14 protein-coding genes are annotated in these 12,284 nt (G+C 55.3%); 5 read left to right on the plus strand and 9 right to left on the minus strand.

The genetic code is table 11. From position 1 onward, the window contains the following. Nucleotides 1–24: 24 nt before the first annotated feature. Nucleotides 25–1,398: an MATE family efflux transporter gene (locus FA91_RS08435; protein WP_034914532.1), complete on the minus strand. Its 1,374-nt coding sequence runs from the start codon at nt 1,396–1,398 to the stop codon at nt 25–27. A 221-nt stretch (nt 1,399–1,619) separates the two neighbouring features. Here FA91_RS08435 and FA91_RS08440 point away from each other — a divergent pair, with 221 nt between their 5' ends. Next, nucleotides 1,620–2,267 (plus strand): riboflavin synthase, encoded by a 648-nt coding sequence (locus tag FA91_RS08440; protein ID WP_034914534.1) that lies wholly within the window; start codon nt 1,620–1,622, stop codon nt 2,265–2,267. A gap of 37 nt (nt 2,268–2,304) precedes the next feature. On the opposite strand, the gene cfa is transcribed toward FA91_RS08440, so the two are convergent. Next, nucleotides 2,305–3,453 (minus strand): cyclopropane fatty acyl phospholipid synthase, encoded by a 1,149-nt coding sequence (gene cfa / locus FA91_RS08445; RefSeq protein ID WP_034914536.1) that lies wholly within the window; start codon nt 3,451–3,453, stop codon nt 2,305–2,307. Nucleotides 3,454–3,711: 258 nt separating this feature from the next. Further along, nucleotides 3,712–4,899, minus strand: coding sequence for a purine nucleoside transporter PunC (gene punC, locus FA91_RS08450; protein ID WP_034914539.1), 1,188 nt, complete (start codon nt 4,897–4,899; stop codon nt 3,712–3,714). Nucleotides 4,900–5,011: 112 nt separating this feature from the next. Here punC and punR point away from each other — a divergent pair, with 112 nt between their 5' ends. Further along, a complete protein-coding gene (punR, locus tag FA91_RS08455) occupies nt 5,012–5,926 on the plus strand; it encodes a DNA-binding transcriptional activator PunR (RefSeq protein WP_034914541.1) in 915 nt (304 codons plus the stop codon). Here punR and purR read toward each other — a convergent pair. Beyond that, entirely contained in the window at nt 5,923–6,948 is a 1,026-nt protein-coding gene (gene purR, locus FA91_RS08460) for an HTH-type transcriptional repressor PurR (RefSeq protein WP_034914543.1), read from the minus strand. The genes punR and purR overlap by 4 nt on opposite strands. 283 nt (nt 6,949–7,231) lie before the next feature. Between purR and FA91_RS20990 the strand changes: the two genes are divergently transcribed. After that, nucleotides 7,232–7,321: a YnhF family membrane protein gene (locus FA91_RS20990; RefSeq protein WP_152601410.1), complete on the plus strand. Its 90-nt coding sequence runs from the start codon at nt 7,232–7,234 to the stop codon at nt 7,319–7,321. 43 nt (nt 7,322–7,364) lie between these two features. On the opposite strand, the gene FA91_RS08465 is transcribed toward FA91_RS20990, so the two are convergent. After that, nucleotides 7,365–8,180, minus strand: a complete 816-nt coding sequence (locus FA91_RS08465) for a C40 family peptidase (RefSeq protein ID WP_034914545.1) — start codon at nt 8,178–8,180, stop codon at nt 7,365–7,367. A 316-nt stretch (nt 8,181–8,496) separates the two neighbouring features. On the opposite strand from FA91_RS08465, the gene FA91_RS08470 reads away from it, so the two are divergent. Further along, the gene (locus FA91_RS08470; RefSeq protein WP_034914546.1) at nt 8,497–8,835 is read left to right on the plus strand and encodes a Grx4 family monothiol glutaredoxin; all 339 of its coding nucleotides are present in this window, start codon (nt 8,497–8,499) and stop codon (nt 8,833–8,835) included. A gap of 46 nt (nt 8,836–8,881) precedes the next feature. Here FA91_RS08470 and rnt read toward each other — a convergent pair whose 3' ends face one another. The 4 genes from rnt to FA91_RS08490 all read right to left on the minus strand — a co-directional run bounded on the left by rnt (nt 8,882) and on the right by FA91_RS08490 (nt 11,858). Further along, entirely contained in the window at nt 8,882–9,532 is a 651-nt protein-coding gene (rnt, locus tag FA91_RS08475; protein WP_034914548.1) for a ribonuclease T, read from the minus strand. 95 nt (nt 9,533–9,627) lie between these two features. Continuing rightward, nucleotides 9,628–10,035 carry a lactoylglutathione lyase gene (gene gloA, locus FA91_RS08480; RefSeq protein WP_034914551.1) on the minus strand — a complete coding sequence of 136 codons (408 nt, stop codon included), beginning with the start codon at nt 10,033–10,035 and terminating at the stop codon, nt 9,628–9,630. Nucleotides 10,036–10,129: 94 nt separating this feature from the next. Continuing rightward, nucleotides 10,130–11,233 carry an alkene reductase gene (locus FA91_RS08485; protein WP_034914554.1) on the minus strand — a complete coding sequence of 368 codons (1,104 nt, stop codon included), beginning with the start codon at nt 11,231–11,233 and terminating at the stop codon, nt 10,130–10,132. Nucleotides 11,234–11,264: 31 nt separating this feature from the next. Continuing rightward, nucleotides 11,265–11,858 (minus strand): TetR/AcrR family transcriptional regulator, encoded by a 594-nt coding sequence (locus tag FA91_RS08490; RefSeq protein WP_034914557.1) that lies wholly within the window; start codon nt 11,856–11,858, stop codon nt 11,265–11,267. 162 nt (nt 11,859–12,020) lie between these two features. Between FA91_RS08490 and FA91_RS20485 the strand changes: the two genes are divergently transcribed. Further along, nucleotides 12,021–12,260 (plus strand): DUF1289 domain-containing protein, encoded by a 240-nt coding sequence (locus FA91_RS20485; protein ID WP_072032301.1) that lies wholly within the window; start codon nt 12,021–12,023, stop codon nt 12,258–12,260. Nucleotides 12,261–12,284 lie beyond the last annotated feature (24 nt).

A 12,284-nucleotide genomic window follows, 5' to 3' on the forward strand; every position in this document is an offset into this window, starting at 1 on the left:
ACTGCTGACAAAACGATCGACAGCTCAGTGCGCTGCCCGCGTCAGAATTGTGCTGGCAGGCTGCCTCTGTAGATAGCGCATGCGGAAAACCATCATCGCCGCAGCGGAGGTAAGACCCACAATAAAGCCTGTCCAGAAGCCTGCCGGGCCCATTGGCTCAACCACCCAGTCGGTCAGCGCCAGCAAATAGCCCGTCGGTAAACCCAGCACCCAATAAGCGACAAAGGTAATAAAGAAGATGGAACGGGTATCTTTATAACCACGCAAAATGCCACTGCCAATCACCTGAATGGAGTCTGAAAACTGATAAATTGCGGCCAGCAGCATCAGATGCGAGGCCAGCGTCACCACTTCCGGGTTGTTGGTATAAAGCAGCGCAATGTGCTCGCGAAAAGTGACGGTGAATATCGCGGTCATTAAGGCAAGCGTGACGCCCACGCCCTGGGCCGTCCACGCCGAGATGCGCGCCGCCTCAGCAGAGCCCTGGCCCAGCCGGAAGCCCACGCGGATCGTCGTTGCCACGCCCAGTGACAAAGGCAGCACAAACATCAGCGAGCTGAAATTAAGCGCGATCTGATGCCCGGCGACGTTAACAATGCCCAACGGCGAAACCAGAATCGCTACCACGGCAAACAGTGTGACTTCAAAAAACAGCGCCAGCGCAACCGGCAGACCGAGCTTAAGCAGCCGCCAGAGCGTGGCGGTGTCGGGGGCGCTGAAATGTGTGGTCAGCCGGATATCGCGCATGGAACGTGCGCGGCGTACCCAAATGCTCATGGCGATAAACATGACCCAATACACCGATGCCGTCGCCACACCGCAGCCAACTCCGCCCAGCGCGGGCATGCCAAAATGACCATAAATAAAGACAAAGTTAACCGGAATATTCACCAGCAGACCCAGAAATCCCATCACCATACCGGGTTTGGTTTTTGACAGACCTTCGCACTGATTGCGCGCAACCTGAAAAAACAGATAGCCCGGCGCGCCCCACAGCAGCGCATGCAGATAGCCGACGGCCTTACTGGCAAGTTCAGGATCGATATCATGCATTGAACGGATCATAAAACCGGCGTTATAGAGCACCAGCATAATGAAAACGGCGACCAGTGCCGCCAGCCAGTATGCCTGACGTACCTGGTGCGCCACGCGATCGCGGCGGCCGGAACCGTTGTATTGCGCCACCACGGGCGTCAGCGACAACAGCAAACCATGACCGAAAAGAATAGCGGGCAGCCAGATGGACGTTCCGACCGCAACGGCGGCCATATCGGTGGCGCTGACATCGCCAGCCATAATCGTATCGACAAATCCCATCGCGGTTTGCGCAATCTGCGCCAGCATAACCGGAATGGCCAGCGCGAGCAGTTGACGCGCCTCTGTAAGGTACTTCTGCACGTTTACACCTGCTTATAATTTAAAATGAAAGGCAACTCTGCACCGTAAAAAAGCGATTTCTTAACGGAAGGCAGGGCAGGCGGCATAGTGTAATGCGCCAGCCGTAAATAGCCAATCAACGAACAGAAAGTCATGTATTTTATTGTGTGGTGGGTCAGAATTTGGATTCGGGCGTAATAAAGGGCAAACTACGCGCAGAAAATGAATAAAGAGGGCTGATTATGTTTACCGGTATTGTGCAGGGCACCGCCGAGGTGTTGTCGATTGAAGAGAAACCGAATTTTCGCACGCATGTTATCAGGCTGCCGACCGATATGCTGCCCGGACTTGAACTGGGCGCGTCCGTTTCTCACAACGGCTGCTGCCTGACGGTAACGCAGGTGGAAGGCGATCGCGTCAGCTTCGATCTGGTGAAAGAAACGTTGCGCATCACTAACCTTGGCGATCTGAAGCCGGGCGACTTTATTAACGTTGAACGCGCGGCAAAATTCAGTGATGAAATAGGCGGGCATCTGATGTCGGGTCATATTATGACCACGGCAGAGATCGCTAAAATTCTTATTTCTGAAAATAACCGCGAGATCTGGTTCAGGCCGCAGGACGCATTGCAGATGAAATACATTCTGCATAAAGGATTTATTGGCATCGATGGCATCAGCCTGACGGTGGGTGAAGTGACAAAGAGCAAATTTTGCGTGCACCTGATCCCCGAAACCCTGGCGCGCACCACGCTGGGCAATAAGCGGTTAAGGGATAAGGTCAATATTGAGATCGATCCGCACACCCAGGCGATAGTGGAGACCGTGGAGCGCGTGCTGGCTCGCCGCGAGCAGCAACTGAAGGATGCCGCAACGCTTGCAGAGCAGTAAATAAAAAGGGCCATAGCGGCCCTTTTTAACGTTGATGTCAGTGAGGAACGCGCATCCCGTCCGCCACGCCGTGACTGAACACCACCTGCCAGAGCTGGAGATCGCGCGCCCGAAAGGCACCCGCACAGGCGTTGAGGTAGTAGGTGAACATGCGTTTGAAGCGCTCGCCGTATTTTTCCGCGAGCTGCGGCCAGGCGGTCAGAAAACGTTCATTCCAGGCCATCAGGGTGCGGTCGTAGTCTGCCCCGAAGTTGTGCCAGTCTTCCATCACGAAATAGGGCTCGTGCGCCTCGGCAATATGGCGCACGGAGGGCAGGCAGCCGTTCGGGAAGATATATTTATCTATCCACGGATCGACATGGTCGCTGGTTTTATTCGCGCCGATGCAGTGCAGCAGAAAGAGTCCGTCAGGTTTGAGGTTCCGTTCCACCACGTTGAAATAGGTGGCATAGTTTTTCGGGCCAACGTGCTCGAACATTCCCACTGACACAATGCGATCGAACTGCTCATTCAAATCGCGGTAGTCTTCAAGCAGGATAGTGACATCCAGATCCGCGCAGCGTTCGATAGCCAGCTTCTGCTGTTCCGCCGAAATGGTCACGCCGGTCACGCGGACGCCATAGCGCTGCGCGGCAAACTGCGCCAGCCCGCCCCAGCCGCAGCCGATATCCAGGAGCGTCATGCCGGGCGCTAATTGCAGTTTGTCACAAATCAGCTTCAGCTTCGCTTCCTGCGCCGACTCCAGCGTGTCGGCTGTTTTCCACCAGCCGCAGGAGTATTGCATAAAGGGATCGAGCATCAGGGAGAAGAGGTCGTTGCCGAGATCGTAGTGCTCTTTGCCCACCAGCCAGGCGCGCTTGCGGGATTGCAAATTGGTCAGGCGCGCGGCGGCCACGCGCAGCGTATCTTTCAGATGATGAGGGAGTTGCTGGTCAAGTTTCGCCAGCAGGGCGCGATGAAAAAACATATCCAGCCGCTCGCACTCCCACCAGCCGTCCATATAACTTTCACCCAGCCCCAGCGAACCTTCCTGCATCACGCGCTTGAAAAAATCCGGATTTTTTATCTGAATATCCCACGGCTGGCCGCCGTTAATTTTTATACCGGCCTTATCCAGCATTTCGCGGGTGATGCGATACCAGTGATTTTCTTCAAAGCTCACTTCTTCTATAAACGATGAACTCATAGCTTCTCCATCACATCTGTGATTGAAACCTGAGAAAAAGAATAGTCAATTTCTACAGGAGTGTGAGAAAGAGCACGGCGCGGCCATGCCTGTTGTTCGGCGCTACAGAGGATTAAGAATTAAAGCAGTACGCCGGGAAACCGGCGTATAAAATCGAAGTCAGGCCGTAAAACATATTATTATTATGGCCGGAAAAAAGTATATGCTCACCCTGTACAATATTCAAATGTTCATTGTTAGCTCGCTAAGCAATAGGCGTTATTGCCGATGGCTGGCCGTGCTCAGCGTCATGCTGCGGCGTTTGCGCGCCTGTAACGCATAGCCCACTATCACCAGCGGCACGGTAGCTGACATCACCACGGCGGTGCCGGAAAGCGGTAAAGTGATGAAACGTGAAACCAGCAGGCTGGCTACGCAGCACAGACCGAGCTGGAGCGTATTTTGCAGCGCCGCCGCCTTGCCGCTTGCCTGCGGAAAAGGCGTTAATGCGCCCGATACCACGATGGGATAGATGGCGCCGTTGGCGGCGGCCATGCCGCAGAAAGGCGTCAGCAGAGCGAAAATTGTCGGCGCGGCCTGCTGCGAAATGAAAAAGAAGGACACAATGCTCAGACTGTAGAGCGCCAGCAGCCAGGGAAGCAGCGCGCGACCTTGTACTTTTTTCAATATCATGCGGCAGCCGTAACCGCCCGTCAGAAATGCCAGCGTCTGCGGGAAATAGCTCAACCCGATATCGCCCGGCGTCATTCCCAGTGCGGACAGAATAAAAGGCGACCCGGTAAGCCAGGCGAAAAAACTGGCGGAGCAGGCGGCGTAGATCAGCACGTTACCCACATAAACCGGTGACCTCAGTAAGGTAAAAAAGCGCGTTGGCTCGCCGTTACCCGCCGACGCACGGCGTACCGGCGAAAGAAACAGCGTGCAGATTAGCAGCACCACAGCGATCGCCATCAGCACGATAAAAATGCCGCGCCAGGTAAAGTGATTCAGAACCCATGCGCCAGCCAGCGGTGCCAGCGCGGGCGAAAGCGCCACCAGCGGCATAATGGTGGCAAACACTTTGTTTGCCTGGGTGGCAGAATAACGGTCAATAACCAGCGCCTGCCAGGTCACGGCGGCTGCGCAGATGCCCACGGCCTGAAGAAAACGCAGCCCCAACAGCGCCCATGCGGAATTCGCCCACCACATCATCGTGCAGCTCAGCGCAAAAATTCCCAGCCCCATCAGTAATACCGGACGTCGCCCGATGCGGTCTGAAAGCGGCCCCCAGATAAGTTGGGCGCTGGCAAAGCCTGCCAGAAACAGGCTCAGGCTGGCGCCGATCACGCCGGGTTGTGTGTGCAGATCCTGCTGCATGTCAGCAAAGGCGGGCAGGTACATATCAGTGGCGAGAAAGCCCACCACGCTTAAAAGCGCGAGGTAAAGGGTAAATCCGGGTGAAGGCATTTTATGCTCTTTATGGCAGATGAATGAAATGGCGCAAAGTGTAAACGCGTGCCACGCGCGCTGTGAAACGCTAATATTTGCATATTGCGTTCAAAAAATTTGCAGGCAGATTATGTGGTCAGAATATTCACTTGAAGTCATTGATGCTGTCGCCAGAAACGGCAGCTTCAGCGCGGCGGCAGCGGAGCTACATCGTGTGCCTTCTGCGGTCAGCTATACTGTTCGTCAGCTTGAAGAGTGGCTGGCTGTGCCGCTGTTTGAGCGCCGCCATCGCGACGTGGTGCTTACCGAGGCGGGAAAGGTTTTCATTCTGGAAGGTCGCACTGTTATCAAAAAAATGCTCGCAACGCGTCGTCAGTGTCAGCAGGTGGCGAACGGCTGGCGAGGCCAGATCAATATCGCCGTTGACCGCATCGTGCGGCCGCAGCGAACGCGACAAATGGTAGTGGATTTTTACCGCCACTTTCCTGATATCGAACTGCATCTGACCGCCGAGGTCTTCAACGGCGTCTGGGACGCGCTGGCGGACGGCAGGGTGGATATTGCCATCGGCGCGACGCAGGCGATTCCGGTCGGAGGACGTTACGCCTTCCGTGACATGGGCGCGCTGAACTGGCGTTGTGTGGTACAGGCCCGTCATCCGCTGGCGCAGTGTACAAAAGACATTGATGACGAGACGGTGCGGGAGTGGCCTTCGCTGGTGCTGGAGGATACGTCGCGTTCTCTGCCGAAGCGCACCACCTGGACACTGGATAATCAGCGTCGGCTGGTGGTGCCAGACTGGGAAAGCGCTGCTGATTGCCTGCTGGCGGGGCTGTGCGTCGGCATGGTGCCGGGGCATTTTGCACGCCCGTTGCTGCAAAGCGGCGCGCTACGTGAGTTGACGCTTGGCGCGCCGTTCCCTGACAGCCCCTGCTGCGTAAGCTGGTCGCGGGCGGCGGACGACTCGCCGGCAATGCGCTGGCTGCTGGATTATCTGGGCGATACCGATACGCTGAACCATGAATGGCTCAGCGAAAAACATTAGCGTCGATAGTCAAGGAACGGCCCGTCAGCGACCGAGCGGCGCTCAATCAGAGTGGGATGCACCTCAATGGTTTGCGGATCTTCGCGCTTGCTGGTGATCCTGTCCAGCAGCATCTCGAATGCGGTTTCGCCCAACTGTTGTTTAGGCTGGTGAACCGTGGTCAGCGCCGGGGTGAAGTAGCGGGCATTGCGCACATTATCATACCCGATCACCGATATGTCTTGCGGCACGCGCAGCCCCATTTCATCGGCCGCGCAAATTGCGCCCATCGCCATGACGTCGCCCCCGCAAAATACGGCGGTGGGGCGCTGCTTCTGCGACAGGATCTGCTGCATGGCGCGGTAGCCAGATTCCGGCTCAAAGTCGCCCTGCACCAGCCACTCGTTGCGTAGCGTGATGCCCGCTTCAGAAAGCGCCTTCAGAAATCCCGCATGGCGACCGCCGCCGGTATTGCGCTCCATCTGGCCGGGGATCACGCCGATATCGCGATGGCCGCGTTCAATCAGATAGCGTCCCACCAGGTAGCCGCCTTCGAAAGCATTATCCAGCACCGTATCGGTAAAATCGCCGCGCGATTCGCCCCAGTCCATCACCACCATCGGAATGTTGCGGCTGTTTTCCAGCAGTTCGATCAGCGCATCGGGATATTCAGAACACATCACCAGCAGCCCGTCGACGCGCTTTTGCGCCATCATCGACAGATACGCCTCCTGCTTTTGCAGATCGTTATGGGCGTTACCCAAAATCAGCGTGTAGCCTTTGGCAAAGCAGCTGTTTTCAATGGCTTCAATAATCTCAGCGAAATAGGGCGCTTCGCTTGAGGTGGCCAGCAGCCCGATGGTTCGGGTGTGATTGACTTTAAGACTGCGGGCAACCGCACTGGGTGAATAGTGAAGTTCTTTGATGGCGGCCCATACCGCGTCCCGCGTATTTTCAGCGACGAAGCGGGTTTTATTGATAACGTGTGAAACGGTAGTGGTGGACACCCCGGCACGCCTGGCCACATCTTTAATGGTTGCCATGAAATAATGACTCCTGCACTTATCGCAACTTATTGATAAGTCATTTGTTAAACGATTGCGTAAAGCGAAATTTCCCCGCCGCCTCTGAGACTGTGCTGCGTGCATGTCGGTGACGTCAGGAAGGAATAAGCGTTGGTGTTTGCGCAACGGCACAGCATTTTATTACGGGTTGCGCAACGAGGCCCGGATTCTAACAAGCTCTGCCAAAGAAAACGAGATTTTTACCGCCAGATATGGGAAAATTGATACCGGTACAACTATCAGGGTTATTAAGAGGGTGTAAATGGATACCGATCTGAAGTTCTCGCTGTTGACGACCTGCGCTGCGCTGTTGATGATTATCGCATTCAGCTTTACCGCCGTGATGCACTAAAAAAAAGGCCGATTAAGATCGGCCTTTTTTATTCTTTTTACACTCAGCGAATGGTTTTGGGCGTCATCACACGGCGCGCGCCAACATAATGACCCTGCCAGTAATCATCCGACAGCGCGCTTATCTGAATATCTTTTCCGGTACGCGGAGACTGAATAAATTTACCGCCGCCAAGGTACACGCCCACATGATCGGCCGTGCCGCGCCCGTTTATGCGGAAAAAGACCAGGTCGCCTTTTTCCAGCTCACCGCGGTCAATCTGCGCCGCGTCGCGCAAATGGTACATCTCGTTGGCGGTGCGCGGGATCTTAAACTTTACCAGGTCTTTGTAGGCATACCAGACCAGTCCGCTACAGTCGAAGCCGGTCTCAGGTGAGGTGCCGCCCCACTGGTAAGGTTTACCCAACTGGCCCATCAGCTTGTTCATCGCTGTTTCACGCGCTTTCTGATAGCGCGCGCGGTGCGCTTTGCTGAGTTTGAGCGGTGAGGAGGTTGCGTTATCGGTAAGCGCTTCACGCTCTTTCAGCGTTTTAATCCCCTGGCGACCGTAGCGTTTTTTTGAAGCATTGTTTTTTGCTGCCGCGAGGATTTGGGATTTGGTGACCTTGTGCGAGGCTGCCAGCTTTTTGTTAAGTTTGGCTTTTGCAGAAGAGGCAGTGCGGGGTTTGCGGGCGACGTCTTTTACTTTTTTCGTTGTTGTACTCTTCACCGTTTTGCGCTTGCGGCGATCGTCATCGCGTTCATTTTTGGCATTCGCCTTTTGGTGTTTTGCATTAACAGGCGTGCCGGGCGATGCGTGCGCCACAGTGACGAAAAGCTGAACAAAAGCCAGCATGATTATCGTGATAAATAGACGCATCGTTACCATTAACAGTTCGTGCTTTCGCCAGCGGCAAAAGCAGGGCAATAAGATTTATCTGCCTGTTGAGCAGACGGGCCAGGCAATTCTAATCTAACTTTTTGCCAAAAGGTAAGGTCTTTTTTGTTTCAATGACTCAGCGCAAGAAACCGTTGGCAAAAAAGCATGTGTTTTATTCAACCTGCCGTGAAAGCAATGACCCTACGAGCAAGGTAACGCGTCAGGAGAAATAACCCTGCTGAAAATGTCGTTTTCATCACGACGGCAGAGCCGCTACAATAAAAAGACACGACGTATCCGTTTGAGGAAGGCATTTATGAGCACTGTTGAAAAAATTGAGCGCCAAATCGCAGAAAACCCGATTCTGCTGTATATGAAAGGCTCCCCGAAGCTGCCAAGCTGCGGTTTCTCGGCCCAGGCCGTCCAGGCGCTTTCCGCCTGCGGTGAACGCTTTGCCTATGTCGATATTCTGCAAAATCCTGAAGTACGCGCTGAACTGCCTAAATACGCTAACTGGCCAACGTTCCCGCAGCTGTGGGTGGATGGCGAGCTGGTCGGCGGCTGCGATATCATTATCGAAATGTATCAGCGCGGCGAACTGCAACAGCTGATCAAAGAAACCGCGCAGAAGTATCCTTCAGACGCGGCGCAGTAAGCTGTTTCGAACGACAAATAAATAAGGCGGGATATCCCGCCTTTTTTTATGCCTCGTTTTCCATTGCCGGCAGCGGCCAGCCGCCCAGGCGCTTCCAGCGGTTAACCAGTTCACAGAACAGCTCGGCCGTCTGCTCGGTATCGTACAGCGCCGAGTGCGCCTGGCTGCTGTCAAAAGGAATGCGTGCCGCCGCGCAGGCTTTGGCCAGCACGGTTTGCCCCAGCACCAGTCCGCTCAGCGCGGCGGTATCAAAAGTCACAAAAGGATGAAAAGGGTTGCGCTTCAGGCTGGCGCGCTCGGCCGCCGCGTTGACGAAACTGAGATCGAAGGTGGCGTTGTGCGCCACCATGATTGCGCGATTGCAGCCCTGGTCCTTAATCCCTTTGCGCACCAGCTTGAAGATTTCATGCAGCGCATGATATTCGCTCACCGCGCCGCGCAGCGGATTGGTTGGGTCGATGCCGTTAAACGCCAGCGCTTCTGGTTGCAGAACGGAGCCGACAAACGGCTCGACGTGAAAGTGCAGCGTGGCATCTTTTTCCATCCAGCCATCCTGATTCATTTTCAGCGTTACCGCAGCGATCTCCAGCAGGGCGTTGCTTCTGGCGTCAAACCCTGCCGTCTCCACATCAATCACTACCGGGTAAAAACCGCGAAAACGGCCGCTAAGAACATTCATTTCGTTTGTTTCAGACATCAGGATCTCACTGGGGGAAAAAAGCAGCGCGCATTATGGCAAATTTCAGCGAGGGATGCAGCAGGGGAAACGGGTGCCGGACGGCACCCGTTGCGTCAGGCGCCGAGGCCGTGACCCGCGTGTTTGTTTTCAATCAGCTCGATTTTGTAACCATCGGGATCTTCAACAAAGGCGATAATCGTTGTGCCGCCTTTCACCGGGCCGGCTTCGCGGGTGACATTGCCGCCTGCCTGACGAATGCTGTCGCAGGTGGCGGCGACATCGTCCACGCCCAGCGCGATGTGGCCGTAGGCGTCGCCGAGGTTGTAACTGTCCACGCCCCAGTTCCAGGTCAGCTCAATGACAGCGCCTTCGCTCTCATCGGTATAGCCCACAAACGCCAGCGTATACTTGTACTCGCTGTTTTCGCTGGTGCGAAGAACGCGCATACCGAGCACATTAGTATAAAAATCGATGGAGCGTTGCAGATCGCCAACGCGCAGCATGGTGTGAAGTAAACGCATAACATCCTCTTGATAAGCGTCATCATCCGATAACGGTAAAAAAACAAGTATAGCGAAATTACCGCGCCGCTTCCGTAAAGAAGCGGGCGCAGGGTTAATCGGCGAGGGTTGGATAATCGGTATAGCCTTCGGCACCGCCGCCGTAAAAAGAATCGGGTTTGGGTTCATTCAGCGGTGCGTTTATACGCAGGCGTTCGACAAGATCCGGGTTAGCGATATAGACGCGGCCAAACGCGGCGGCATCAATCAGGCCCTGTTCAATCAGCGTTTCTGCTTTTTCGGCGGTATAGGCGCCGGCCCCGACAATCACGCCAGGGTACGCCTGACGTATCGCGTTGCGGAAGGCATCGCTGTAAGGCTTGCCACCCGCCCAGTCGGGTTCAGAGAGGTGCAGATAAGCCAGATTACGCTTCGCCAGTTCAGCGATGTAATAGAGCGCCGCCTGCTCCTGATCTTCGCCGTTGTCCAGCCCGTTGAACGGGCCCAGCGGCGAGATACGGATACCAATACGGTCGGCGCTCCAGCCATCGATGGCGGCATCGACCACTTCCAGCGCGAAGCGGGTACGGTTTTCAACGCTGCCGCCATAAATGTCGTCGCGCTGGTTAGAGGCCGGAGAGAGAAACTGATGAATGAGGTAACCGTGCGCAGAGTGCAGCTCCACCAAATCGAAGTCGGCCTCACGGGCGTTGATTACCGCCTGACGGAAGTCATTAACCACGCCGGGGATCTCATCCAGCGTCAGCGCACGCGGCGTGGAGGTTGCTTCACGAATCGCCTGGCCATTTTCATCACGCAGCGAGGTGCGCGTTTCGGCGTTGATTGCAGAAGATGACACCGGCGCCTTACCATCGGGCTGCACGCTGTTATGCGAAATCCGGCCGGTATGCCACAGCTGTACGGCGCTGTGGCCGCCATCCTGATGAATACCTGCGTTGATCGCTTTCCACGCGGCGATTTGTTCGGCTGAGTGCAGGCCAGGCGCGCCCGCGTAGCCTTTTGCCTGCGCAGAAATTTGCGTGGCTTCGGTAATGATCAAACCGGCGCTGGCGCGCTGACGATAGTATTCGCCCATCAGCGGCGTGGGGATGTCGCCTGGCTCAATGCTGCGCAGACGCGTCAGCGGCGCCATAAAAATGCGGTTCGGTACGGTAATTGCGCCTGTTTTTAATGGCGTAAACAGCTTATTCAATGGCATAGGTACTCCTGATAGACCGGTTAACGGTTTTTTAATGTGATCCTGAAAGAAGGCATTCGATATGCGCCAGCGCGTTCTCCAGCGCGGTCGATTCTCTGGCAATTTTGCTTTGCAAACTGGCCCCAAGCCACAGGGTATAAATGGTCTGTGCCAGCGCTGTCGCTGACGTTTTCAGCTTCAGGCTTCCTTCCTGCTCCCCCTGCGCAAGGGCATCGGCAAGAGTGGCAACCAGCGCTTTTGAACCGGTATCAAGCGCCAGGCGCATGGGCTCAGAGAGATCGCACACCTCCGCAGAGAGCTTCACGGAGAGGCAACCGGCAACGTTGTTCTCATAACGCCAGGCGTCAAGTGACTGTCGGTAATAGGCAACAAGGCAACTGCGCCGATCGCCTTTGTCGGCATTAAGCGCATTGAGCAGGCACTGATGATAGTGTGCAAAATAGCGTTCAAGCATCGCGACGCCGAACGCCTCTTTGGAGGGGAAATAGTGATAAAACGATCCCTTCGGCACCTCTGCCACCTTCAGTAGCTCAATCAGTCCCATGCCATTGAAGCCATGCTGTGTACAGAGCGTCTGGCCGATGGTGAGAAGATGTTCACGGGTATTAAATCGTGTTGTTTTCATGAGCGCCACCGTAACAGACCGGTCGGTCTGTTACAAATAGCGGCAGGGCGGACGGCACGAAGTGTTCATCATGAGAAAGCGCTCTCACTGAAATACCGTGGAAACTTGCGGTGACGGCTGATTCGATCTTCAATTAAAGAAAGTACTAAGTCAGGAGCGTCAGTGGCTGAACAGTTAGAGTTTTTTCCGGTTCCCAGTCCCTGCCGGGGAATTTGCCAGTCAGATGACCGGGGCTACTGCCGTGGCTGTTTACGCAGTCGCGATGAGCGTTTTCAATGGATGCAGTTCAGCGACGCGCAAAAGCGTGAGGTTCTCAGGCTCTGTCATCAGCGCTTCCTGCGTCTGCGGCGCGGCGTAAAAACCGAGGCGCCCGATCTGCCTGAGCAGCCTTCGCTGTTTTAATGCGCATACCTTTTCCGCGCGCCT

This window comes from Erwinia sp. 9145, assembly GCF_000745075.1.
Lineage (GTDB): Bacteria > Pseudomonadota > Gammaproteobacteria > Enterobacterales > Enterobacteriaceae > Erwinia > Erwinia oleae.